The sequence below is a fragment of the Pseudomonas sp. FP2254 genome, from assembly GCF_030687695.1.
GTDB classification, from domain to species: Bacteria; Pseudomonadota; Gammaproteobacteria; order Pseudomonadales; family Pseudomonadaceae; genus Aquipseudomonas; species Aquipseudomonas quebecensis.
This window is the reverse complement of the sequence record NZ_CP117444.1, coordinates 2,602,037-2,622,990: the sequence shown is the minus strand read 5'-3', so window position 1 is coordinate 2,622,990 and position 20,954 is coordinate 2,602,037. Positions and strand designations below refer to the sequence as shown.

Annotated in this window: 27 protein-coding genes, 1 tRNA gene and 3 pseudogenes; 18 read left to right on the top strand and 13 right to left on the bottom strand. The window is 58.4% G+C overall.

The annotated features are described in order from the left end of the window. Positions 1 to 11 precede the first annotated feature (11 nt). The 4 genes and pseudogenes from PSH94_RS12045 to PSH94_RS12030 all read right to left on the bottom strand — a co-directional run. Positions 12 to 524, bottom strand: a complete 513-nt coding sequence (locus tag PSH94_RS12045) for an acyloxyacyl hydrolase (protein ID WP_266249198.1) — start codon at positions 522 to 524, stop codon at positions 12 to 14. Positions 525 to 922: 398 nt separating this feature from the next. Next, positions 923 to 1,411: a gas vesicle accessory protein GvpU gene (gene gvpU, locus PSH94_RS12040; protein ID WP_286800668.1), complete on the bottom strand. Its 489-nt coding sequence runs from the start codon at positions 1,409 to 1,411 to the stop codon at positions 923 to 925. 166 nt (positions 1,412 to 1,577) lie between these two features. Further along, positions 1,578 to 2,123, bottom strand: a complete 546-nt coding sequence (locus PSH94_RS12035; RefSeq protein WP_266249194.1) for a hypothetical protein — start codon at positions 2,121 to 2,123, stop codon at positions 1,578 to 1,580. Beyond that, positions 2,120 to 2,272, bottom strand: a pseudogene (locus PSH94_RS12030) (recombination protein NinG); the annotation flags it as partial. The gene PSH94_RS12035 and the pseudogene PSH94_RS12030, both read right to left, overlap by 4 nt. Positions 2,273 to 2,276: 4 nt before the next feature. On the opposite strand from PSH94_RS12030, the pseudogene PSH94_RS12025 reads away from it, so the two are divergent. The 4 genes and pseudogenes from PSH94_RS12025 to PSH94_RS12010 all read left to right on the top strand — a co-directional run. Next, positions 2,277 to 2,798 (top strand): annotated as a pseudogene (locus PSH94_RS12025) (Heme peroxidase); the annotation flags it as partial. Beyond that, a complete protein-coding gene (locus tag PSH94_RS12020) occupies positions 2,795 to 3,037 on the top strand; it encodes a hypothetical protein (protein ID WP_305437592.1) in 243 nt (80 codons plus the stop codon). The pseudogene PSH94_RS12025 and the gene PSH94_RS12020, both read left to right, overlap by 4 nt. After that, a complete protein-coding gene (locus tag PSH94_RS12015) occupies positions 3,034 to 3,504 on the top strand; it encodes a hypothetical protein (protein ID WP_305437591.1) in 471 nt (156 codons plus the stop codon). The genes PSH94_RS12020 and PSH94_RS12015 overlap by 4 nt, the downstream gene beginning before the upstream one ends. A gap of 69 nt (positions 3,505 to 3,573) precedes the next feature. Beyond that, a complete protein-coding gene (locus tag PSH94_RS12010) occupies positions 3,574 to 4,059 on the top strand; it encodes a hypothetical protein (RefSeq protein ID WP_305437590.1) in 486 nt (161 codons plus the stop codon). 59 nt (positions 4,060 to 4,118) lie between these two features. On the opposite strand, the gene PSH94_RS12005 is transcribed toward PSH94_RS12010, so the two are convergent. Together PSH94_RS12005 and PSH94_RS12000 are read right to left on the bottom strand one after the other, a co-directional pair. Then, a complete protein-coding gene (locus PSH94_RS12005) occupies positions 4,119 to 4,754 on the bottom strand; it encodes a hypothetical protein (protein WP_305437589.1) in 636 nt (211 codons plus the stop codon). Positions 4,755 to 4,885: 131 nt separating this feature from the next. Continuing rightward, on the bottom strand, positions 4,886 to 5,251 hold the full coding sequence (locus tag PSH94_RS12000; protein WP_305437588.1) for a response regulator: 366 nt from the start codon (positions 5,249 to 5,251) through the stop codon (positions 4,886 to 4,888). A gap of 78 nt (positions 5,252 to 5,329) precedes the next feature. On the opposite strand from PSH94_RS12000, the pseudogene PSH94_RS11995 reads away from it, so the two are divergent. Then, a pseudogene (locus PSH94_RS11995) lies at positions 5,330 to 5,500 on the top strand (DUF2303 family protein); the annotation flags it as partial. Positions 5,501 to 5,545: 45 nt separating this feature from the next. Here the strand turns inward: PSH94_RS11995 and PSH94_RS11990 are convergent. Together PSH94_RS11990 and PSH94_RS11985 are read right to left on the bottom strand one after the other, a co-directional pair. Next, positions 5,546 to 6,001: a PIN domain-containing protein gene (locus PSH94_RS11990; protein ID WP_305437587.1), complete on the bottom strand. Its 456-nt coding sequence runs from the start codon at positions 5,999 to 6,001 to the stop codon at positions 5,546 to 5,548. Next, positions 5,998 to 6,282, bottom strand: a complete 285-nt coding sequence (locus PSH94_RS11985) for a hypothetical protein (RefSeq protein WP_305437586.1) — start codon at positions 6,280 to 6,282, stop codon at positions 5,998 to 6,000. The genes PSH94_RS11990 and PSH94_RS11985 overlap by 4 nt, the downstream gene beginning before the upstream one ends. Positions 6,283 to 6,398: 116 nt before the next feature. Between PSH94_RS11985 and PSH94_RS11980 the strand changes: the two genes are divergently transcribed. From PSH94_RS11980 to PSH94_RS11960, 5 genes are all read left to right on the top strand, one after another. Next, positions 6,399 to 7,172, top strand: a complete 774-nt coding sequence (locus PSH94_RS11980; protein ID WP_305437585.1) for a hypothetical protein — start codon at positions 6,399 to 6,401, stop codon at positions 7,170 to 7,172. Positions 7,173 to 7,217: 45 nt separating this feature from the next. After that, on the top strand, positions 7,218 to 7,589 hold the full coding sequence (locus PSH94_RS11975; protein ID WP_305437584.1) for a hypothetical protein: 372 nt from the start codon (positions 7,218 to 7,220) through the stop codon (positions 7,587 to 7,589). Between the two features lie 65 nt (positions 7,590 to 7,654). Then, on the top strand, positions 7,655 to 7,834 hold the full coding sequence (locus PSH94_RS11970) for a hypothetical protein (RefSeq protein ID WP_305437583.1): 180 nt from the start codon (positions 7,655 to 7,657) through the stop codon (positions 7,832 to 7,834). Next, positions 7,831 to 8,433, top strand: a complete 603-nt coding sequence (locus tag PSH94_RS11965; protein ID WP_305437582.1) for a hypothetical protein — start codon at positions 7,831 to 7,833, stop codon at positions 8,431 to 8,433. The genes PSH94_RS11970 and PSH94_RS11965 overlap by 4 nt, the downstream gene beginning before the upstream one ends. An 80-nt stretch (positions 8,434 to 8,513) precedes the next feature. Then, the gene (locus tag PSH94_RS11960) at positions 8,514 to 9,098 is read left to right on the top strand and encodes a hypothetical protein (RefSeq protein WP_305437581.1); all 585 of its coding nucleotides are present in this window, start codon (positions 8,514 to 8,516) and stop codon (positions 9,096 to 9,098) included. A gap of 72 nt (positions 9,099 to 9,170) precedes the next feature. Here PSH94_RS11960 and PSH94_RS11955 read toward each other — a convergent pair whose 3' ends face one another. Both PSH94_RS11955 and PSH94_RS11950 read right to left on the bottom strand, forming a co-directional pair. Further along, positions 9,171 to 9,359 carry a hypothetical protein gene (locus PSH94_RS11955; RefSeq protein ID WP_305437580.1) on the bottom strand — a complete coding sequence of 63 codons (189 nt, stop codon included), beginning with the start codon at positions 9,357 to 9,359 and terminating at the stop codon, positions 9,171 to 9,173. 74 nt (positions 9,360 to 9,433) lie between these two features. After that, the gene (locus tag PSH94_RS11950; protein ID WP_305437579.1) at positions 9,434 to 9,625 is read right to left on the bottom strand and encodes a hypothetical protein; all 192 of its coding nucleotides are present in this window, start codon (positions 9,623 to 9,625) and stop codon (positions 9,434 to 9,436) included. 175 nt (positions 9,626 to 9,800) lie between these two features. Between PSH94_RS11950 and PSH94_RS11945 the strand changes: the two genes are divergently transcribed. Genes PSH94_RS11945 through xerC form a run of 3 tightly spaced genes read left to right on the top strand, consistent with a single transcriptional unit; the run spans position 9,801 to position 11,267 of the window. Further along, positions 9,801 to 10,028 (top strand): hypothetical protein, encoded by a 228-nt coding sequence (locus PSH94_RS11945; RefSeq protein ID WP_181079719.1) that lies wholly within the window; start codon positions 9,801 to 9,803, stop codon positions 10,026 to 10,028. Further along, positions 10,025 to 10,234: a DUF4224 domain-containing protein gene (locus PSH94_RS11940; RefSeq protein WP_181079718.1), complete on the top strand. Its 210-nt coding sequence runs from the start codon at positions 10,025 to 10,027 to the stop codon at positions 10,232 to 10,234. The genes PSH94_RS11945 and PSH94_RS11940 overlap by 4 nt, the downstream gene beginning before the upstream one ends. Before the next feature lies 1 nt (position 10,235). Further along, entirely contained in the window at positions 10,236 to 11,267 is a 1,032-nt protein-coding gene (xerC, locus tag PSH94_RS11935; protein ID WP_181079717.1) for a tyrosine recombinase XerC, read from the top strand. Positions 11,268 to 11,349: 82 nt separating this feature from the next. On the opposite strand, the gene PSH94_RS11930 is transcribed toward xerC, so the two are convergent. After that, positions 11,350 to 11,436 (bottom strand) — tRNA-Leu (locus PSH94_RS11930). A gap of 356 nt (positions 11,437 to 11,792) precedes the next feature. On the opposite strand from PSH94_RS11930, the gene PSH94_RS11925 reads away from it, so the two are divergent. After that, positions 11,793 to 12,314 carry a sterol desaturase family protein gene (locus tag PSH94_RS11925; protein ID WP_181079716.1) on the top strand — a complete coding sequence of 174 codons (522 nt, stop codon included), beginning with the start codon at positions 11,793 to 11,795 and terminating at the stop codon, positions 12,312 to 12,314. On the opposite strand, the gene PSH94_RS11920 is transcribed toward PSH94_RS11925, so the two are convergent. Both PSH94_RS11920 and PSH94_RS11915 read right to left on the bottom strand, forming a co-directional pair. Then, the gene (locus PSH94_RS11920; protein WP_266249135.1) at positions 12,311 to 12,847 is read right to left on the bottom strand and encodes an ester cyclase; all 537 of its coding nucleotides are present in this window, start codon (positions 12,845 to 12,847) and stop codon (positions 12,311 to 12,313) included. The genes PSH94_RS11925 and PSH94_RS11920 overlap by 4 nt on opposite strands. Positions 12,848 to 12,880: 33 nt before the next feature. Then, positions 12,881 to 13,891, bottom strand: coding sequence for a polysaccharide deacetylase family protein (locus tag PSH94_RS11915; RefSeq protein WP_266249134.1), 1,011 nt, complete (start codon positions 13,889 to 13,891; stop codon positions 12,881 to 12,883). A gap of 101 nt (positions 13,892 to 13,992) precedes the next feature. On the opposite strand from PSH94_RS11915, the gene PSH94_RS11910 reads away from it, so the two are divergent. From PSH94_RS11910 to PSH94_RS11895, 4 genes are all read left to right on the top strand, one after another. Further along, positions 13,993 to 14,889 carry a LysR family transcriptional regulator gene (locus PSH94_RS11910; protein ID WP_305437578.1) on the top strand — a complete coding sequence of 299 codons (897 nt, stop codon included), beginning with the start codon at positions 13,993 to 13,995 and terminating at the stop codon, positions 14,887 to 14,889. Positions 14,890 to 15,089: 200 nt separating this feature from the next. Then, the gene (mexE, locus tag PSH94_RS11905) at positions 15,090 to 16,331 is read left to right on the top strand and encodes a multidrug efflux RND transporter periplasmic adaptor subunit MexE (protein WP_266249132.1); all 1,242 of its coding nucleotides are present in this window, start codon (positions 15,090 to 15,092) and stop codon (positions 16,329 to 16,331) included. Positions 16,332 to 16,346: 15 nt separating this feature from the next. Next, complete coding sequence (locus tag PSH94_RS11900) at positions 16,347 to 19,526, top strand: efflux RND transporter permease subunit (RefSeq protein WP_253507232.1); 3,180 nt, start codon at positions 16,347 to 16,349, stop codon at positions 19,524 to 19,526. Then, the gene (locus tag PSH94_RS11895; protein ID WP_181079710.1) at positions 19,523 to 20,938 is read left to right on the top strand and encodes an efflux transporter outer membrane subunit; all 1,416 of its coding nucleotides are present in this window, start codon (positions 19,523 to 19,525) and stop codon (positions 20,936 to 20,938) included. The genes PSH94_RS11900 and PSH94_RS11895 overlap by 4 nt, the downstream gene beginning before the upstream one ends. Positions 20,939 to 20,954: the final 16 nt, after the last annotated feature.

Genomic DNA, 20,954 nt, shown 5'->3' with positions numbered 1-20,954 from the left:
TCCTGTGCACATCAAATCGAATGACTGTAGAAAAGTGCGTAAGACTCAATGCCATCGTTCGGTTCTTTGATGCCGGCGTTTGAATAGTGAGTAACCCGGACACCTACCTTCTGCGTATCACCGAACTTCAAGCCTGCGCCAATTCGGTCTTCGAAGTTGAAGGAAGATCCGAATTTCTGGTCGCCAGCGTTGGTGCCCGAAAATATTGCAACACCGACGCCGGCCTCGATGAACGGCTTGATGTCGCCTTGACCAAACTCGTAAACGAACACAGGGGAGAAGGAAACAGAGTGGCGAGCACCAGCCTCTTTTCCCGACTCCCAATATGTATAACCCAGGTCCCAGTATCCGGTCAGCTTACCTGTAGAGCTTTCCAGCCATGCCTTGTCCCAGTTGAATCCCAGTGCTGTACGGGCAGTCAAGCCGCCTTGGCTAGTCGCGCCGAGGGCACCTGATAGTTCTACAGCTTGAGCGCCGTTACAGACCGCGCAAAATAGCAAAGCCGATAGGATAATTTTCTTCATTTTGTGACCAACAAGTTCTAAGGAAAGATCGCTTCAGTGACAGCGGCACTATGAGTCAATGTGCCATCAATTCGTTCTCAAAATTCCTTAAATAGCGTTTTTGCCACCTCCGTTGGCAGAAACAGCGCAGCTACATTTCGCTTTTTCCAAGCTTGGCGCTTGGTACAGATGCGGGCGAAAGGGGTCTAGGACCGGTGCACGCTTTATCGGGGTAAGGGCGCTTGAATTAAGAAATACAGATGTCGCCTATGCAAATTCAACTTCCCTCCCTTCGCTAGCCCAACGGCGCTGAATGCAAAAAGCCCCGCGCAATCGCGGGGCCTTCAATACTGCAGAGCTCAACTGCGCCGAGATAAAAGTAAAGAGGTGAGTTCCACGGTCGATTATATCGATATGGCTTAATCGTTATTACTAATTAATCCAAGCGTAAAGCCATCTATGGATGAAATTTTCCCGCGCCAAAGCGCGCCTGTCTCGCCAGGAATTGACGACGATGTACCTAAGTATGTTCTAGCATCTTCGAGGTGTAGGAACTGGAAGGGGGCGTCCTCTTCGGGAGACTCAGCTCCGGGGGTCACATTGAAACCAAGAATTATGTCTTGGATCGCATCTGCATTGTGATCACCTTTCTCCCTGAAGGGGGCGGAGAAGCTTTCGGCAAGCCTCTCAAAATACACTGCGTGGGGGATCAATTTGCCCGATATTACTGACCCACCGACGGATAAGGTGAGACCAATGCTTAGCGATGCTCGATTGGAGCTTTTAACAAGCCACTGCAATAGCCAATCAGTCTGGCGCCCTTCCCACTGTGTTTTTGTGAAGGCTTTGTCGTTGAGTAAATCCAATTCCTCTACGACAGTTTTGGTCTGACCTTGAGATTCGTGCATTAGAGACTCCATCCGGCTGGAAACTGAGTCTCATCTATACATCAACTTGGCACCCACAAAAAAGCCCAGCGTGTTTGCTGGGCTTTCAGTGCGAATCCCTAACGCGCAGGATCGACAGATTGAATAAATAATCTCTCACTTTCTCATTCGTTGCAATGGCTATTTGCTAAGCGGCACAACTTTCGATTAGGCCTTCCGCATCAAGTAGTTCCTGAGCGGCGGTTAGCGCCTCGTTCACCTGGTCATCCAGCACCTTGCGAATCGTCGAACGCCACCGGTACCGAGTTGACTCTGGCTTGCCGTCGTTGTCCCAATTGGTGATGTCGTACCATGCGGCGGGCAATACTGCAGATGAACGCTTGCCCTCGGCACCGGCGACTTGCGGGATAGCCCAAGTGAGCACGGCGCATTCACGGAAGCGCTTCGGGGCCGGCGTCTTCACCGAGTGCAGAAGCTCCAGAATTGCGCCGTGCTTACGCTCCTCATGGGTGGAATACTTCGCCACGAGTACTCGCCAGTGCGCCGGGGTGAGAGCCTTGTGCAGCCGGCCGAACACCCAGCAGTCCTGGAGAAAAGCGGCCTCCTTACCGACGATCTCCCCCTTCTGCTTGGCGCACTGCACCTTGGGCTCGAAGTCACAGCCGCCGGCGGAACTGATGGTCTCGGCCGCGAGGGCTCGAACTACTGCTGAAACAACGTTGCGATAGGTCATGCGGCTTCCCCTTTTTTCAGCTCTCTGGTCTTTGCCCGGTATTCGGCCTTGATGGCCTGCAACTGCTCGATGGTGTAGCGCTGGGGCTCGTGAGGCCCTTCCAGCCAATCCACTTTGTCGGCGCCAATGCGCTTCACCAGCTCCAACCGTTACGCTAGCCAAGCAGCCGATAGCATTTGTTTGAACCTGACCAGTTTGGCTGAGCTCGCCGTTGATCACGCCTTCTTGTTCAGCGATGTGCAGCAACTGGTTACCAAGGCCAATGACGACCTGGTGACGCTGATCAAATTCCGAATCTCCGAACACCAGAAAGTGGAGCGAGAAAAGGCCGAAGCGAAGCGTATCGCCGAAGAGCAGGAAGCGGAACGCTTGGCAGCCATCAAGCCAGAGCCGGTCGTAGAGAAAGCGGCGACACAAGAGCCAGTCCGCGCCGCGCCGATCCAGCCGACGGCCCCCGTCGCCCAGACCGCAAAGCCAATATCGAGCCAAGCGGTGGAGCAGGTAACGCTGCAGGCCAACGTGACGGACTTCGAGGCCCTGGTGAAAGCCGTGGCATATGGTCAAGCGCCGATCAGCGTCCTTTCGGTCAACTGGGAAGCGCTCGACGCGATGGTCGCGGCGCAGGGAACAACCTTCAGCATGGCCGGGGTGACACTCGCCAAGGCGGCAGCATGATCAGCAACCACCTCAACCTGGTTGAGCAGCAGCGTCAGCACGCCGACTCGATAGCGGAGCGCACGGCGCAGTTCCTGGCGGCCGGCGGAACGATCTGCCTGGGCGAAAGCCCGGCGATCAACCCGCCACCGCCGAAGCGCTCCACTAAGATCGATCCCGAAACCATCCTCAAGCGCCGTAAGCCGCCTATCACAGCGGCAGAACGTAAGGCGCTGCGCAAACTCGCGGAGGCATTATGAGCAAACGCAAAGCGCATAACCTGCAGGCGCGAATTGCCCGGTCGTGCCGCTCGCTGCTGGCATCCAACCATGTCGCGGTGGTGAACATCGATCCCAGCGGCCGCCAGGGCATGATCAATTACAAGTCACTCAAGAACATCGCCCCAGGGAAGATTGGCCAGGCCGTTTGCGGCATCCCTCACCGATGGACGATTTACATGAGCGCAATGTGCATTGACGCCCGCGGCGACCGCTACAGCAAGTCGCTGGAACTGGCGCCGGACGGGGTTTACCTGTCTGACCACCTGGAAGACGTGATCGAGCATTGCTACATGAAGCTGCGCGCCGAGGCCAACCAAAGCCAGATGGTGGCCTCCGGCTGGATCACCATCCCCGACACCCTGTCGCTGGACGAGGAACACGCCGCGCGAATCTTCGAAGCAGTCGGTGCTTGGCGCCAGGTGAAGGTTGATTCATGCGCCGCATAGCCCGCCCCCAGCAACGCAAACGACAAACCTGGCTCGCACTGCCCGCCAGCGGAATAGAAGAGGTAGGCCATGGCAGCCGAACAGAAGGAACGCACGGCCAAGCTTGCCGAGAGGCGGCAGGCGCTGGGCGAGCAGGAGTTGCGGCACACGGTACAGCCCGGCATACGCAAGATGCTCACCGAAAGGATGGCCTGGTATGGCGTCGAGGAAGTGAGCGAAGCGGTGCAGTTGCTGGTGATGAATGCCAAGCCGGAGGAAATACCGCCGGCACCGCCCAGGCAGCCCGGAAAGTCTGAAACGATCCGCCACTACTTCCGGCAGGGCATGCGCGACAGACTGATCAAGCTGACGTCAGACCTGGGCGAGACGAAAGACGCCAAAGCCATCGAGCGAGTGATTGCACATGCCTACTCGCTGAGCCTCGATCAGTGCGCAGCGTACTTCGCAATTCCGCGCCACAAATTTAGCGTACCTGAAAACGTGGCGCGCAAATTAAGGCAAGCGGGCTTTGCCGAATCGCTCAAAATGAATGCCGACGACAACGGCGGCGAATAACACTTCCTACTTGCATCATCGTAAAACTGGGTGTGCAACTGCAGAGAAAAAACGACTTACTATACTTTTCTCCTTATCATCGCCTCAATAGATTCAATTGTTTCACGAAACAGCTCGACTGCCTCTAAATTATAATATTCCACAACAGCATCAAACTCAGCGGACTGATCAATAGCCGAGAATTTAAGGTGAGCCTTTTTAATCTGGAGAGGCCTGCTAAGAAAAAGCTGCATGTAAGTATTCGGTGTACCTGGAAAATCGCGCTCCTCCTCAGGAGTAAAGAAAGCCACAGCTGCGGCCCAAGCTTTCCTATACGCTGAAAGCGCTGCCTGCAACTGTTTTCGCTTCACCTCTTCATCTTCGAGTAAACCTTGATCCGCCGTACCGTCATTCGCTCGTATCGATTTGTAAAATCTTATGACCGTCAGAAGATGACCTCGGTATAAATGTAGATCTGTAATGGCATCTTTCACGGCCCTCAGTGTGGCGAACCGTTCAGCATGTCTAAACTGATCTTTCCAAGCGCGCAACGTATAAATTGCAACTAAAGCAGCAACTATCGTTGCCAAATAGCTCATGCACTCTAAGCCGTCTTTCAGTTTTGAATAATCTCCAAATACTGGGCGCCAAACTACCCCAGCCATGAACAATCCTACACCACCGACAAACAGCAGACCCACATCGCTTCGCTTCATGCTTTAAGCACCGTTCAATCCATTCCTAACCGACACAAATACTCCATATCCAACTATCACGCCAGCCGGCTAGGCCTAGCCGACCACACGGAGGCCTTTTTGTAAGCGATCCTGGAGGCGCTACGGTGTGCTCAGGGTTGAACGCCAAGCATTGCAACCGACTGGTCGATGAAATCACCAAGCAGCCAGGGCTTTGGGAGAAATCTTGCATTTGGCGGAAGCTCGTCTGCCCGAACACGCTGATGGCCTGATGTTACGAGGACAGGAATCTCTGGCCATTGCTCAGAAATCAGCCACGCCAATTCAAATCCATTGATTGTCCCTGGCATCTTTATATCGGTAATCACTAGCCCAACGTTGGATGTGGATTCCAAAATCAGCCGAGCCTTATCCGCGTTTGGAGCGCCAATGGTCTGAAGCCCCTCCAGATCCAGAACCTCCTGGGCCAGCTCCATAAGCACGGGCTCATCCTCTACAACAAGAACAACTCTCTCCATGATCGCTTCCTGATTTTTTATATGGAATACCCATATGAATCGGCGGCAAGCAGCGGGTTCCCTCATTTTCACCAAGTAATCACGTTGCGCCTGTCGGTCATTACCAGCGGCTCGCAGCCAGTGCTCAAGCTGCGCTGGGTTGGCGAAGAGGTTCAGCGCGAAGACATCGCGCAAGAGTTCAAAGCCGTGCTTCAGGAAAAAATCGGTGGGGCTGCCGTTTTGTCGCTGGGCGCGTTCGATCCGAAGTGACAAGAAGGGCCGATCTGCAGAGGGTCGGCCCTCCTTAGCTAAGAGCTAAATAAGATTTCTATAGTGAGTGAAGTTTTCGGTTTCAAGCCCCCTGGCCAGTGCTGCCAAATGCAGGTCTAAATCTTGAGTAAGAATTAGACCTGACATCTTCTTGAGCTCCAGAATACCGGCATCAGTTAAGCCTAGACTCATGAATTCAGGGCAGGAAATCACATCGCTGCTAGCAATAAACTGCTCATCGCAAATGTGTGCAATTTGAGCGAGTTTTGACCTAATCAAAGATTTATGCGGCTCCGAACATTGCCATAGAAGATTACTAGCTTCCGTCAACACGTTAGGTGTTAACACGATATTCGCGCCTTCGATCAATATTTCGAGTACTTCGAAATCATCGGCCGTAATTTTATTGGTTCTTTTGTGTTCGGAAACGAAATCTTTATCGTAATAACCCACAACAAGCAGCATTAAAAGATTAGTGTCGATCAGAACACGCGACTTCATTTGGTAGCGAGCAGCCGGTCTTTTACCGACAACACCTCGCCGCTGCCATCAACCTTTACAACTTTATACTTTCGCTCGGTTCTGAAAGCCTCACCAAGCATCCCACCCAAACCCACTGATGATTTTTCAAGCTTTCTATCGAAACCTACGGTTATTAACCAGTTACCGGCGGCGTCCTTATCAACCTCTTCAAACATTACATTGGAGATTGATTGTTCGTCGAAGAGCTCAGTTACCGCACCGACTGCTGATCGGGATGCTTCGCGAATCGAAAGTGACATTTTGAAATTCCTTGCGCAATTTTAGTCGCTAAAGCCTAAGCGAATTCTGTACTCAACTCAAAACCCCATACCAATACCCCATATCAACGAATCACGCCAGCCGGCGAGGATCCCCTATGTCCGCACAACGACCACGAATCGTTTGCCAGTTCAGTTGTGGCGCCGCCTCGGCGGTAGCTACCAAGCTAGCACTAGCGCAATACGGTGCGACGCACAATGTGCAGATCATCAACGCGTTTCTCGCCAACGAGGAAGCAGACAACCGCCGATTCGCCCAGGACTGCGAAGCTTGGTTTGGCCGGCCGATCACTGTTCTGCGCGATGAGAAGTATGGTGCGGACGCAACCGAGGTCTTCAGGCGAGAGCGGTATATGAAGAATCAGTACGGCGCGCCGTGCACCAAGATTCTCAAGCGCCGCTTACTCGATACCTGGAAGCAGCCAGGCGACGTGATGGTTTTTGGTTTCACCGCCGAAGAAGTTGGCAGGTTTGAAGACTTCCTTGAGCGTAATCCTGACAGGCCGGCAATCGCGCCTCTGATCGAACGCGGGCTGGGCAAGGAAGACTGCAAGGCGATGATCCAGCGCGCTGGAATCGAGCTTCCGCTGATGTATCGAATGGGCTACGAGAACGCCAACTGCATCGGCTGCGTGAAAGGCGGTGAAGGCTACTTCAGGGCGATCCGTGAGGATTTCCCGGAGCAGTTTGAGGCGCTATGCGTGATTCAGGACGACCTGGGCTCTGGCTCGTACCTGTTCCGAAATCGCGACACAAACGTGCGCTTCTCCCTTCGCGACCTCGGCGAAGGCCCGGTACGGCGGAACGAAAAGATCCCATCCTGCTCATTTTTTTGCGAGATGGCCGAAGCGGACATCATCGCTAGCGCATAACTCCCCCACTCCACCGCCCGGGCATGGCCCGGCAAGGAAATTACTGTGTCCGCAGAAAATAAATTTATCACCAGGTGGAGCCGCGACTTTCAGGGCAACTTGCAAGAAGACCCAAATGGCTCTTGGGTTCTCGCGGCGGATGCGGCCCTCCGCGACAAACGGATGATGGACAAGATCAGTTCCCTGCAACAGCGCCTGACCGCAGCGGATGAGCGCAATGACGAGGCAATCGACCTGCTTCGACGAGCCCGCGCAGTGATCGCGGGTGGAGGCTGGGCGGACCTTGAAAGGGATATCGCCTACTTATTCAAGCCAGCACAGCCAGCGCGGTGCACCAACTGCGACAGGGCCACGGTTGAACAGTGCGACGACGCCGGATGCGGGTTTCTCGGCGCAGGCAATGGCGCTCCGGAATGAAACCCAACTCCCCGCCTACTGCTGGTGCCTGCTGGCACTGGCACAACTGATTTGCTGAGGTATTTATGCGCGAGCTAACCAAAAACGAATGGACTCTTATCGCCGCCCTTGTCGCAAAGGAATACAAGAACGCTAACCGCGCTCAGCTGCGCGCAAGAACGCCTATTGCCAATGAGAAGGCCGGTGTCCGCGTCGAGATGATCGGCCGCCTACTGTACGCCCTTGGATCGGAGCAAAAGCCATGACCACCAACCAAACGATTGACGGCGCGCTGGTATCGCTTGAGCTAATTGAGCGCATTCTCAACCGTACTCGATGGCACGGCGATCCATTGAAGGATGAGCTGCGCGCCCTGCTGGATGCGCCTGCGTGCAGCGCCTGCAATGACACTGGCCGGATGCATGAGCCTGGTTGCGAACCTGGCGCCTGCACAGCGTGCCTCGAAAAGCCAGCCACCCAGCCCCAGGGCGAACCGGTGGCAATCGTAACCGGAAGCACCGTTCAGTGGCTTCCTGGAGCCGGGAAGATACCTGATCGCTCACCGCTCTACGCCGAGCAGCCCGCGCCGGTAGCGGTGGTGCCCGATGGCTACTGCATCATGCCCCGCCAACTTACCGCTGAGAATGGCGCCAAAGCCTTGCTGCTCGGCGAGTTCAAGCTGCTGGTCACCAAAGAATGCCCTGAATGCTGCGAGCTTGAAGAACCAACCGAAGGTTGCTCAATCTGCGACGGTGAAGGTGAGTACGGGCAGAAACACACCATCCCGTGGGATCAGATCAAGTACATCTACAGCAAGGCCGTATCTGGCCTCGCCGTGAAGACTGAGTCTGCCAAATCCCGATAGGAGTACATCCGTACTCCACCCGCAGAACCTGTAACCCCTCCCTCTTCAAAGTCAGCCGCTATAGCGGCAAGGACGAAGTCATGCCTGAAGAAAAAGTCGTGATGTACGAATCCCCACAAGCTGCCAGCATCCAAACCGTCACAGGCTGGGTAGGCGCTGATGGCCGCTTCTGGGGCAAAGATGAGCATATGGCGCGCTGGTGTTGCGCCACCCATCGCCAATGCGAGGAGAATCCGGATCATCCGATCCACGAGATTCGGAGCTACTGCCAGCAGTGTCACCAGGAAAGCCGCCAAGCGAAGTTCGCAGCGATGCCCGTCAAGGAGTGGTCCGGCGAGCCGTTGGTAATATTCGACAGCGACCAGTATTTCTTTGACGAAGACAGCCTACGTGACTTCCTCATCGACAGCGATATCGACCTGGCAGACCTGCAGCTTTGCATCTGCGAGCCAAAAATGCCCCGCGAGATCGATCCTTCGGACGTCTTCTGCGACGATCTACCGGAGGATGGCGAGATTCGTGACCAGCAGCTCGTCGCAGCATTCGAACTGCTAAACGAGATGATTCGCCAGTCCGAGCCCCTTTCGTGGACTGAGGGCAAGTTCGCCGCATCTCTGCCGCAATCGCTCCTTGATGAAGTCGCGGCTGCACGGGTGGCGCCATGATCGCCACCCTCTGGTTCGCCTACGTCTTTATCCACAAGGGGCCGAGGCCATGAATGGCGGGAGTCACGCCAATCAAGGCTGCGCAAGATTGGTCTTGCTAACGCGATATTTATCCCAAAGGAAAAATATCGCACTCGGCGAAAGCGCCAACAAAAACATTACCCAAAAACCTATTAGGCCGGCGTCCCTCAGCATCCCTGCACACAAAATAAACGCAAAGATCACCATTGCTCTTTTCACGCTAAAAAAGCTTCCTTCCATGCGATGCCTCCTTTAGTTGAAACGCAAGAATAACCCTAACCCCAATCCCCCTACATGCCTGCCGGTGAGCAGAGTCACGGCAACTGACTATCGATCCATCGTTCGGCCGCCGCCATCGCGTCATCAAGCGCTGCTGGATAGTCTGGCCAAGGGCCTTCCAACTTCGCTGCAACCTCACCCAAGCCATTGATGGCTGCTGGTTCAATGATATTTGCGGCAACAGGGCTCTCATCGTTCGGGCGGCGCCAGTCGAACTTGAGAAACATCACGTGGCCCCGGTAAGCGTGCGCTATCGGAGCATCGAAGTTGTGTGACACGTCCATGCCTCATCACGAACTTAATTGAACCTTCTTGTACACGGCTTTCGGCCTATTTGACATCTAGGCAGAAAGCTATCACTCCAATCCCCTATATGCCGCCCAGCGCGGCAAGGACACCCCCATGTTCGCAATAAAACTCACCCTGATCCTGTTGGGCGCTTTGCTGTACCTGGTAGGCAGCGGTTGCTGGTTCTTTTGGATCGCCCCGCGCCTTCTGGTCGACGGCGAGACAACCGACATCCTCTACGCCTTCGTCGGCACCTGCGGCTGGCTGCTGACCACCTTCGGTTTCATCATTCACATCATCAAGACAGCGCGGCCCACTGCGGGCGCACGGAGCGATCCATGAGCGGAGTTCAATTCCTATCGCATGAAGAGGTTTGCGAGCTGACCGGCGCTCGGACAAAGGCTGGCCAGATCCTGAACCTCAAAAGAAACGGCATCCGGCACACCATCAAAATGAACGGTTGGCCGAGCGTGACAGCCATGGCAGTTACTGCCGTCGGCATATCCGAGCCAGAGAAACTCGTATGGAAACCACGCAAGGCAAGCTGAAATGGGAAGAAGACCAAGTAAGCCGGGCTCCGTCGCCCGGCTAAGAGAGCGCAAGAAAGCCAGCGGCCGGGTTTTTTACTATTACGACACCGGCGGAAAGGACCGCAAGGAAATACCCCTGGGCAGTGACTACGGCTTGGCCATCATGGCGTACGCAAAACTGGAGCGTGATCGCACTTCAACCGAACTGGTCACCAGGGTGATCACCTTTCGGTACGTGGCAGAAAAGTACCTGGTTGAAGTTGTGCCCACCAAGGGCGCAGCGACTCAGCTCGACAACCAGCGCGAACTGAAAAACTTAATGGCGTTCTTCGATGATCCGCCCGCACCACTTGAGACGATCGAGCCCCTTCATGTTCGCCAGTATCTGACCTGGCGAAAGTCAGCGCCGGTAAGAGCCAATCGAGAAAAAGCCCTGCTCAGCGCGATATGGAACTACGCCAGGGACAAGGGCTATACATCACTTGCGAACCCTTGCGCCGGAATCAAAGGCAACAAGGAGACTGGGCGGGACACCTACGTTGAGGACGAACTGTTCAAGCGAGTTCACGACAAAGCTGACGCTGGGTTGCGTGATGCAATGGACCTCGCCTACTTGACTGGTCAACGAGTCACGGACACACGGTTGATGGACGAAAGAGACGTAAGGGATGGGCAGATCTGGGTCCTTCAGGGGAAAACAAAGGCAAAACGTCGAATCGAGGTCACCGGCGAACTGAAGGTTTTGATTGATCGAATAATGTCCCGAAAGTCAGGGCATAAAGTCCGCTCGACGCGGCTGATCGTTGCAGAGGATGGCACACCGATGACGGTGGCAATGTTGCGTAGGAGATTTGATATAGCGAGGGAAGCTGCTGGGGTGGCTAAGCCTGAGTTTCAAATGCGGGATCTGCGCGCCAAAGCCGGTACGGACAAGGCCGAGTCCAGTGGCGATATCATGCAGGCCAAGGATCAACTTGGGCATACCACCGTAGTCATGACTGAGCAGTACATCCGCAACCGGAAAGGCAAGAAAGTCTCACCAACGAAGTGAATTGCGGACCAGTTATATTATTGCGGACCGGAAACAAACAAGGGCTTGCATCAGCTTTCGCCCGCAAACCCTTGATTCTAGATGGTGCCCGAAGCCGGAATCGAACCGGCACGCCCTTACGAGCGGGGGATTTTAAGTCCCATGCGTCTACCAGTTTCGCCATTCGGGCGGTAGCGCGGTGCAACAGGGTTCGGAATATATAGACCCAAGCGCGTCGACGCAAGGTCAGGCGCCCGCTTTAAAGCATAAAAGCAGGATAAAAAAGCTTGGCAGATCAGTGATCTACACTTCGCCACAGGCCTTTGTGCGTGGCGTTTCCGGACGTCCAGCGTTACGAGGTGCTGTTGGCCGGCGCAACGCCAGCTGGTCGCCGTCGCCGGTGGATGTGTCACAGGCCACAAACGGCGCCGATATCCACCGCGACCAGAGTGACTTCGCGCCGAGGTGCCTGCATGATGGCGCGCGTGGCGGCCCCGCGCGCCTATCGCTTGCCTCTCCATCGCGTACTACAGGGATATTCCGCACATGGCCGTTTCGAATAAATGGTTGATGTCTTCGCTTGCGTATTACCTCGATTTTTTCACCGTCCCGGCTTTCGTGATCCTCGCGCTCTGCCTGGCGCCGTTCGTGCCTGGGCTGGCTCTCGTGGGCCTGCTGGCCTGGACGCTGGTGGAATACTCGGCGCACCGCTTCCTGTTCCACTCGTTGTACCGCCGTGAGCACTGGACCCACCACGTGGATGTGCTGGCCTATATCGGTGTGTCGAGCTGGAAAACCAGCTCGACCTTCGCCGCGCTGTTGCTGTTGGCCTGGTACACCGGCCTGGTCTCGGTGTTTATCGGTGCGGTGACCGGCTACTTCTTCTACATCTCGGTGCATTACGTGATGCATCGCCCGCAGCATTGGGCCTACGGTTTAGTGCCAGGGCTGGTGGCCAATCACGACCTGCACCACCGCCAGGGCATCGAGAAAAACTTCGGGGTGTCCTCGCCGTTGTGGGATCACGTGTTCCGCACTTATATCCGCGTCGATCCCGCCCAGCGCTAGAGCACGCCCAACTGCTTCATCAGGGTCAGGTTATCTTCGATATGCCAGTTGGCGGCGATCCTGCCGTTGTCGATCCGGTAGATATCGGTGGCAATAAAATCCACGACCTGGCCACTGCCCTTGCGCTGACCAAAGGTGCCGGTGAAGTGCCCGCGAAAATGCAGGTGCGCCACCGCGCGGTCGCCGGCGATGATCAACTGTTCGATCTCGCAACTCAAATCCGGCACCGCCGCACGGAAGGCGCGCGAGGCCAGCAACGGGCCTTGCGGGCCCTGTTTGCGGCCTTCGGGAGGTGTCTTGTCGACAAAATCATCCGCCAGCGCGTCTCGGGCCAAGCGCTCTTCGCCGGTGTGCCAGAAGGTGTCATAACGGCGCGCGACGGTTTCCATCAGCGCTTGTTGATTCGCCGTAAGGCTCTTATCCATCACCACCACAGTGGGTTTGATCAACTCGGTCGTGGCAGCCGAAGCCGCTCCCGACAGTAGCAAGGCGGCAACCGCAATGGCGCAGTGCGAACGGGCAAAAGGTTTCATTGGTAATGTCCTTGAATGAAGGGGGTCAGCGCCTCAGATCGTCTCGGTTTCCCGAAGACTCAGCGGGCTGTTGAGGGTGTATTGAGCAATCGCGTCCTTGCGCATGAAAGCGACGCCGGGATGGCTGTTGGCGTAGCGCAGGAATTCATCCCACACCTTGACCATTTGCGGCGTGCCGCTGATGCGGTCATGGGCGCTGATCGACATCATGCGGCGCCGGGTGCCGGCCTCTTCGTAGAGTTGATCGAACTCCAGCTTCACCTGCTCCAGGAACTGGGACGGTGAATAGTTGCGGCCCTCGATCAACACGATGTCGTTGTTGCGCAAGGTGTAGGGCACCACCACGAAATCCTTGCCGTTGACCTGCTCGATAAAGGGTTCATCGCGGCTCACGTCATCGATGTGATAGACGTAGCCCAGCTCTTGCAGCAGCGACAGGGTGTTCGGCCCGCGCCTTAGCCAGTTGCAGTTATAACCGACGACCGGCTGCCCGGTGACCGCCTGCACCATGCTCGCGGCCTGGCGCAGAAAGGTGCGCTCCTCATCGCGGTTCATGGCGAACTGCGAACTCCAGCGCGGGCCGTGCCCCGCCGCCTCGTGGCCACGGGCGACGATCTCGCGGGCCAACTCGGGGTGCCGCTGCACCGCGTCGCCGATCATGTGGCTGGTGACTTTCACGCCGTGCCGGTCCCACAGGTCGAGCATGCGCGGGATGCCCTCGCGATAGCCGTAGGCGAACCAGGTATTGGTGGCCACGTCGGCCGGCACGCTGTCGGGAAAATCCACCTTGGGGAACGGGCTGTCAGTGCCTTTGGGGGGCTGCCCGCCTGCTTCGAACTGCATGGAAATCGACACCACCAGCCGCGTGTCGCCGGGCCAGAACCGTCCGTTGCGCTGGCTGGACATCGCCGCAGCGCTATTGGCCTGGCCCTTCGGCACCGTGGCAGCGCCCGCCGGATTGAGTAGCGACCCCGCCGCCAGCACCGCTGCGCCTGCGCCGGCCTGGGCGAGAAAGGTACGCCGTTGCGTGTTGATCAATGTCATCGCGTTGACTCCGTTGGATAAGCACGGATGCAACCGTAAGATGTATGGATTATTTTGATAATTGAGCCGCTTTCAAAAACCTTTTTCGGAAACCCCGAACAATGCCGTTGAAAAATCTTGAGCTGTTTTTGCTGATTATCGAGAAAGGTGGGCTGTCGGCGGCCGGGCGCGAACTGGGGTTGTCACCGGCCTCGGTGTCCGAGCGGCTGGTGCAATTGGAGCGTTTCTACGGCGCCAGCCTGCTCAACCGCACTACCCGCGCCATTCACCTGACCGACGAAGGCCGCGTGCTGGCCGAAGGCGCACGGCGCCTGCTGGATCAGGCGGAGGCGTTGCACAGCAGTATTCGCCTGGGCACTCGGACCGTTTCCGGGTTGATCCGCCTCAGTGCGCCGCAGGACCTGGGGCGCCAGCACCTTGAACCGGTCCTCACAGACTTCATGCAGGCGCATCCGCAGGTCAGCATCGACCTGCACCTCAGTGACGGCTACGTCGACCCCGTCGGCCAGGGCATCGACTTTGCCGTGCGCTACGGCGCCCTGGCCGACAGCAGCCTGCATGCCAAACCCCTGGGCGAGAACCGCCGCGTTGTGTGCGCCGCACCCGCTTACCTGGAGCGCCATGGCACGCCGTTGGAGCCGGCAGATCTGGCTGGGCACGAATGCCTGGTGATGCGCTTTGGCATCAACCTGGCGCACGAGTGGACCTTTACCCGGCACGGGCACACCCAGCGCATCCTGGTGCGCGGCCGGCGCGTCGCGAATGACGGTGCGCTGGTGCGCCAGTGGTGCCTGGACGGCCACGGCCTGTGCCTTAAATCCGTGTGGGACGTGCGTGCCGACCTGGACGCCGGACGGCTGGTGGAAGTGTTCCCGGACTACGACCTCGGGCGCACGGCCCTGAACATCGTCTACCCCACCAATCGTGCCCTGCCGCGCCGGGTCAGCCTCTTGATGGAAAGCATCGCGGCGCGGCTATCCGCCGACCGCGCCAGGTGAGGGACTGTTCCTTGCACGCCACGCAAAACACTCTTGCCATCAAGGCCATTGATAGCTCCCTAACGAAAGCCCCATGCTAGAGGGCTGAATCCGCGCTTATATCATTCCGAATGATAGTTACCTTCGCTTCATTCGATTCGTGACATACCGCGTCCCCGCGCATGATCCGCCCATCTCAAATACATTGGCGGATGCACCCTATGGAACAGTCACTCAACCCTTTGCGCTTGCCCCTGGCGATTCTGGCCATGGTGGTGATGAGCGCGTGCGGTAAAACCCCGGAACAAGCGGCCGCCATGCCGGCGGCGAAAGTCAGCGTAGCCAAGGTGCTGGAGCAACCGGTCAACGAGTGGGACGAGTTCACCGGTCGCCTCGAAGCGCCGGAAACCGTACAGATTCGTCCACGGGTTTCCGGCCAGATTGACCAAGTCGCTTTCACCGAAGGCGCTTTGGTCAAGAAAGGCGACCTGCTGTTCCAGATCGACCCACGCCCATTCCAGGCCGAAGTACGCCGCCTTGAAGCGCAACTGCAACAAACCAAGGCCGCCGCCACCCGCAGCGAAAACGAAGCCCAGCGCGGCGAGCGTCTGCGCCAGAGCAATGCGATCTCCGCCGAACTGGCGGACTCGCGTACCACCGCCGCCCAGGAAGCCCGCGCCGCCGTCGCCGGGATTCAGGCGCAGTTGGACCTGGCCAAACTGAACCTGAGTTTTACCCGTGTGACCTCGCCGATCAGCGGCCGCGTCAGCCGTGCCGAAATCACCGCCGGCAACCTGGTCACCGCCGACGTCACCGCGCTGACCAGCGTGGTTTCCACCGACAAGGTCTACGCCTACTTCGACGCCGACGAACGCGTGTACCTCAAGTACACCGAACTGGCACGCCAGGGCCGTCGCGGTGCCACGACCCCGGTGTACCTGGGCCTGTCGAATGAAACCGGCAACCCGCACCTGGGCCAGATGAATTTCATCGACAACCAGGTCAACCCCGCCACCGGCACCATCCGTGGGCGCGCCGTGTTCGACAACAGCAAGGGCGAATACACCCCCGGCCTGTATGCACGCCTGAAGCTGGTGGGCAGCGGTACCTACTCCGCCGTGCTGATCAACGACGAAGCGGTCGGCACCGACCTGGGCAAAAAATTCGTGCTGGTGATGGAAGGCGACAAGCCGGCTTATCGCGCGGTTGAGCTGGGGCCGAAGATCGAAGGTTTGCGCATCGTGCGCAACGGCCTGAGTAAGGACGACACCATTATCGTCAAGGGCCTGCAACGCGTGCGCCCAGGTGCACCGGTCACCCCGGAAACCATTCCGATGGCCAGCAAGGAAACCCTCGCCGCCTTGGCCCAACAACGACAAGCGCTGGAAGCCAGCAACCTTGAGCAAGTGGCGCCGGAAAAAACCGCGCCCAAGCTCGCCAGTGTTGCGACTCCACGCGGTTAAGGGATACGACTCAAGATGAATTTTTCCAAGTTCTTCATTTCGCGGCCGATCTTCGCAGCGGTGCTGTCGCTGCTGATCCTGATCGCCGGTGCGATCTCGCTGTTCCAATTGCCGATCAGCGAATACCCGGAAGTGGTGCCGCCTACCGTGGTGGTACGCGCCAACTTCCCCGGCGCCAACCCCAAGGTCATCGGTGAAACCGTGGCCGCACCGCTGGAGCAGGCGATCACCGGAGTCGAGAACATGCTGTACATGTCCTCGCAGTCGACCGCCGACGGCAAGCTGACCCTGACCATCACCTTCGCCCTGGGCACCGACCTGGACAACGCGCAGGTGCAGGTGCAGAACCGAGTGACGCGGACCCAGCCCAAGCTGCCGGAAGAAGTGACACGCATCGGTATCACCGTGGACAAGGCCTCCCCTGACCTGACCATGGTGGTGCACTTGACCTCCCCGGATCAGCGCTACGACATGCTGTACCTGTCCAACTACGCGATCCTCAATATCAAGGACGAGTTGGCGCGCCTGGGGGGTGTCGGCGACGTGCAGTTGTTCGGCATGGGCGACTACTCCCTGCGCGTGTGGCTCGATCCGAACAAGACCGCCTCACGCAACCTGACCGCTACCGATGTGGTCACCGCGATCCGCGAGCAGAACCGCCAGGTAGCCGCCGGTGCCCTGGGCGCCCAGCCCGCGCCGTCTGACACCAGCTTCCAGTTGTCGGTCAATACCCAAGGGCGCCTGGTCAGCGAAGAAGAGTTCGAGAACATCGTGATTCGCGCCGGCGCCAACGGTGAGATCACACGTCTCAAGGACATCGCCCGGGTCGAACTGGGGTCCAGCCAATACGCGCTGCGCTCGCTGATCGATAACCAGCCGGCGGTGGCGATCCCGATCTTCCAGCGTCCCGGCTCCAACGCCATCGACATCTCCAACGATGTGCGCAGCAAGATGGCCGAGCTGAAAAAGAGCTTCCCGGCGGGCATGGATTACCGCATCGCGTATGACCCGACGATCTTCGTTCGCGGCTCCATCGAAGCGGTGGTGCACACGCTGTTCGAAGCCCTGATTCTCGTGGTGCTGGTGGTGATTCTGTTCCTGCAGACGTGGCGCGCCTCGATCATTCCGTTGGTAGCGGTACCGGTATCGTTGATCGGTACGTTTGCGGTGATGCACCTGTTCGGCTTCTCGCTCAATGCGCTGTCGCTGTTCGGGTTGGTCTTGGCCATCGGCATCGTGGTGGACGACGCCATCGTGGTGGTGGAGAACGTAGAACGTAATATCGAGCTGGGCCTGGAGCCGTTCCCGGCCACTGAGAAAGCCATGAGCGAGGTGACCGGGCCGATCATCGCCACGGCGCTGGTGCTGTGTGCGGTGTTCATTCCGGCCGCCTTTATCAGCGGCTTGACCGGGCAGTTCTACAAGCAGTTCGCCTTGACCATTGCGATCTCGACGGTGATCTCGGCCTTCAACTCGCTGACCCTGTCTCCAGCCCTGGCCGCCGTGTTGCTGCGCGCTCACGATGCACCCAAGGACCGCTTCTCGAAGTTCCTCGACAAGCTGTTCGGCGGTTGGTTGTTCCGCCCGTTCAACCGCTTTTTTGAAAGAGCCAGCCATGGCTACGTCGGCACTGTGCGCCGAGTGATTCGCGGCAGTGGCATTGCCCTGTTCGTGTACGCCGGCCTGATGGTGCTGACCTTCTTCGGCTTCGCCCATACCCCGACCGGTTTCGTCCCGGCCCAGGACAAGCAATACCTGGTAGCCTTCGCGCAATTGCCGGACGCCGCGAGCCTGGACCGTACCGAAAGCGTGATGAAGCGCATGTCGGAGATCGCCCTGAAACAGCCCGGCGTGGAAGCCGCGATCGCCTTCCCGGGCCTGTCTATCAACGGCTTCACCAACAGCCCGAACAGCGGCATCGTGTTCGTGACCTTGAAGCCCTTCGATGAGCGCAAAGACCCGAGCATGTCCGCCGGCGCGATTGCCGGGGCCTTGAATGGCCAGTACAGCAACATTGAAGAAGCCTACATGGCCATCTTCCCGCCGCCGCCGGTACAGGGGCTGGGCACTATCGGCGGGTTCCGCCTGCAGATCGAAGACCGTGGCAACCTGGGCTATGACGAGCTGTACAAAGAAGTGCAGAACGTTATCGCCAAGAGCCGCGGCGTGCCGGAGTTATTCGGCCTGTTCACCAGCTACACGGTCAATGTGCCCCAGGTCGATGCGGCCATCGACCGCGAAAAGGCCAAGACCCACGGCGTGGCGATCAGCGACATCTTCGACACTCTGCAGGTCTACCTGGGTTCGTTGTACGCCAACGACTTCAACCGCTTCGGGCGCACCTACCAGGTCAACGTGCAGGCCGAACAACAGTTCCGCCAGGACGCCGACCAGATCGGCCAGCTGAAAGTGCGCAACAACAAAGGCGAGATGATCCCGCTGGCGACCTTTATCAAGGTCAGCGACACCTCGGGCCCGGACCGCGTGATGCACTACAACGGCTTTATCACCGCAGAAATCAACGGCAACGCCGCACCGGGCTACAGCTCGGGCCAGGCCCAGGCGGCGATTGAAAAACTGTTGAAGGATGAACTGCCCAACGGCATGACCTACGAGTGGACCGACCTGACCTACCAGCAGATCCTCTCGGGCAATACCGCGCTGTTCGTGTTCCCGCTCTGCGTGCTGCTGGCGTTCCTGGTACTGGCCGCCCAATACGAGAGCTGGAGCCTGCCGCTGGCGGTGATCCTGATCGTACCGATGACGCTGCTGTCGGCTATCACCGGGGTGATCATCTCGGGCAGCGACAACAACATCTTTACCCAGATCGGCCTGATCGTACTGGTGGGCCTGGCATGCAAGAACGCGATTCTGATCGTGGAGTTCGCCAAGGACAAACAGCAGGAAGGCCTCGACCCATTGGCCGCGGTATTGGAAGCCTGCCGCCTGCGTCTGCGGCCGATCCTGATGACCTCGTTCGCGTTCATCATGGGTGTGGTGCCTTTGGTACTGTCCAGCGGTGCCGGTGCCGAGATGCGTCATGCCATGGGCGTGGCGGTATTCTCGGGGATGATCGGTGTGACCTTCTTCGGGCTGTTGCTGACCCCGGTGTTCTACGTCCTGATCCGTCGCTATGTGGAGCGCAGCGAAGCGCGCAAAGCAGCCAAGGCCTTGAAGCTGGAGACACAGCAATGAGTGTGAAAGTATTCCTGCCGAGCCTGCTGGTACTGGCGCTCGCCGCCTGCGCCGTAGGCCCGGACTATAAAACCCAGACCCCGGAGGCGGCGAACATCGCCGCCGCCGCGGACGCCAAGCAATATGACCACGCCAGGTTCGAAGGCATCTGGTGGCAACAGTTCGACGACCCGACCCTCAACCAGTTGGTGACTCAATCGTTGCAAGGCAACCGTGACCTGCGTGTCGCCTTCGCCCGTCTGCGGGCAGCCCGGGCGATTCGCGACGATGCCAGCAATGACGCGATGCCGACCATTACCAGCCGCGCCAGCAGTGACTTGGGCAAGGGGCAGATTCCCGGCCAGACCACCCGGCGCGTCAACAGCGAACGTTACGATCTGGGCCTGGACATGGCCTGGGAACTGGACCTGTTCGGGCGTATCCAGCGCAACCTGGAAGCCAGCGAGGCCGACCAACAGGCGGCCGAGGCGGACCTGTACCAACTGCAAGTCAGCATGATTGCCGAGCTGGTGGACGCCTACGGCCAACTGCGTGGCGCGCAACTGCGTGAGCGCATCGCCCTGGACAACCTGAAGAACCAGCAGGAATCGCGCACCATCACCGTCAGCCTGCGGGATGCCGGTGTGGGGGATCAGCTCGACGTGGAACGAGCCGACGCACGCCTGGCTTCGGTGGAAGCCAGCGTGCCGCAACTGCAGGCCGAACAGGTGCGCGAGCGTAATCGCATCGCCACCCTCCTCGGCCAGCGCCCGGACAAGCTGACCGTGGATCTGAGCCCGAAAGACCTGCCGGCGATTGCCAAAGCCTTGCCGATCGGCGACCCAGGACAACTGCTGCAGCGGCGCCCGGACATCCTCAGCGCCGAACGCAAACTGGCCGCCGCCACCGCGCGCATCGGCGTGGCCAAGGCCGACCTGTTCCCAAGAGTGAGCCTCAGTGGCTTCCTCGGCTTTACCGCCGGGCGTGGCTCGCAGATCGGTTCGTCCGCCGCCAACGCCTGGGCCCTGGGCCCGAGCATCACCTGGGCCGCGTTCGACCTGGGCAGCGTGCGCGCGCGCCTGCGCGGCGCCGACGCCGAAGCCGACGGCGCCCTGGCCACTTATGAACAGCAAGTATTGCTGGCATTGGAAGAGTCCGAAAACGCCTTCAGCGACTACGGCAAGCGTCAGCAACGCCTGGTCTCGCTGATCCGCCAAAGCGAATCCAGCCGCGCCGCCGCCGACCTCGCCGCCATCCGCTACCGCGAAGGCACGGTGGACTTCCTGGTGCTGCTCGATGCCCAGCGTGAGCGTTTGGCGGCCGAGGACGCCCAGGCCCAGGCCGAAGTGGATCTGTATCGCGGGATAGTGGCGATCTACAAAGCGCTGGGGGGTGGCTGGCAGCCGGATACGGTGGTCGCTACCGCCAAGTGATGTAAAGAGCTCCTTT

Bases quoted from the DNA above. Each gene is read 5' to 3' on its own strand.
- PSH94_RS12045 (WP_266249198.1), bottom strand. From the start codon at position 524: ATGAAGAAAATTATCCTATCGGCTTTGCTATTTTGCGCGGTCTGTAAC.
- gvpU (WP_286800668.1), bottom strand. From the start codon at position 1,411: ATGCACGAATCTCAAGGTCAGACCAAAACTGTCGTAGAGGAATTGGAT.
- PSH94_RS12035 (WP_266249194.1), bottom strand. From the start codon at position 2,123: ATGACCTATCGCAACGTTGTTTCAGCAGTAGTTCGAGCCCTCGCGGCC.
- PSH94_RS12020 (WP_305437592.1), top strand. From the start codon at position 2,795: ATGATCAGCAACCACCTCAACCTGGTTGAGCAGCAGCGTCAGCACGCC.
- PSH94_RS12015 (WP_305437591.1), top strand. From the start codon at position 3,034: ATGAGCAAACGCAAAGCGCATAACCTGCAGGCGCGAATTGCCCGGTCG.
- PSH94_RS12010 (WP_305437590.1), top strand. From the start codon at position 3,574: ATGGCAGCCGAACAGAAGGAACGCACGGCCAAGCTTGCCGAGAGGCGG.
- PSH94_RS12005 (WP_305437589.1), bottom strand. From the start codon at position 4,754: ATGAAGCGAAGCGATGTGGGTCTGCTGTTTGTCGGTGGTGTAGGATTG.
- PSH94_RS12000 (WP_305437588.1), bottom strand. From the start codon at position 5,251: ATGGAGAGAGTTGTTCTTGTTGTAGAGGATGAGCCCGTGCTTATGGAG.
- PSH94_RS11990 (WP_305437587.1), bottom strand. From the start codon at position 6,001: ATGAAGTCGCGTGTTCTGATCGACACTAATCTTTTAATGCTGCTTGTT.
- PSH94_RS11985 (WP_305437586.1), bottom strand. From the start codon at position 6,282: ATGTCACTTTCGATTCGCGAAGCATCCCGATCAGCAGTCGGTGCGGTA.
- PSH94_RS11980 (WP_305437585.1), top strand. From the start codon at position 6,399: ATGTCCGCACAACGACCACGAATCGTTTGCCAGTTCAGTTGTGGCGCC.
- PSH94_RS11970 (WP_305437583.1), top strand. From the start codon at position 7,655: ATGCGCGAGCTAACCAAAAACGAATGGACTCTTATCGCCGCCCTTGTC.
- PSH94_RS11965 (WP_305437582.1), top strand. From the start codon at position 7,831: ATGACCACCAACCAAACGATTGACGGCGCGCTGGTATCGCTTGAGCTA.
- PSH94_RS11960 (WP_305437581.1), top strand. From the start codon at position 8,514: ATGCCTGAAGAAAAAGTCGTGATGTACGAATCCCCACAAGCTGCCAGC.
- PSH94_RS11955 (WP_305437580.1), bottom strand. From the start codon at position 9,359: ATGGAAGGAAGCTTTTTTAGCGTGAAAAGAGCAATGGTGATCTTTGCG.
- PSH94_RS11950 (WP_305437579.1), bottom strand. From the start codon at position 9,625: ATGTTTCTCAAGTTCGACTGGCGCCGCCCGAACGATGAGAGCCCTGTT.
- PSH94_RS11945 (WP_181079719.1), top strand. From the start codon at position 9,801: ATGTTCGCAATAAAACTCACCCTGATCCTGTTGGGCGCTTTGCTGTAC.
- PSH94_RS11940 (WP_181079718.1), top strand. From the start codon at position 10,025: ATGAGCGGAGTTCAATTCCTATCGCATGAAGAGGTTTGCGAGCTGACC.
- xerC (WP_181079717.1), top strand. From the start codon at position 10,236: ATGGGAAGAAGACCAAGTAAGCCGGGCTCCGTCGCCCGGCTAAGAGAG.
- PSH94_RS11925 (WP_181079716.1), top strand. From the start codon at position 11,793: ATGGCCGTTTCGAATAAATGGTTGATGTCTTCGCTTGCGTATTACCTC.
- PSH94_RS11920 (WP_266249135.1), bottom strand. From the start codon at position 12,847: ATGAAACCTTTTGCCCGTTCGCACTGCGCCATTGCGGTTGCCGCCTTG.
- PSH94_RS11915 (WP_266249134.1), bottom strand. From the start codon at position 13,891: ATGACATTGATCAACACGCAACGGCGTACCTTTCTCGCCCAGGCCGGC.
- PSH94_RS11910 (WP_305437578.1), top strand. From the start codon at position 13,993: ATGCCGTTGAAAAATCTTGAGCTGTTTTTGCTGATTATCGAGAAAGGT.
- mexE (WP_266249132.1), top strand. From the start codon at position 15,090: ATGGAACAGTCACTCAACCCTTTGCGCTTGCCCCTGGCGATTCTGGCC.
- PSH94_RS11900 (WP_253507232.1), top strand. From the start codon at position 16,347: ATGAATTTTTCCAAGTTCTTCATTTCGCGGCCGATCTTCGCAGCGGTG.
- PSH94_RS11895 (WP_181079710.1), top strand. From the start codon at position 19,523: ATGAGTGTGAAAGTATTCCTGCCGAGCCTGCTGGTACTGGCGCTCGCC.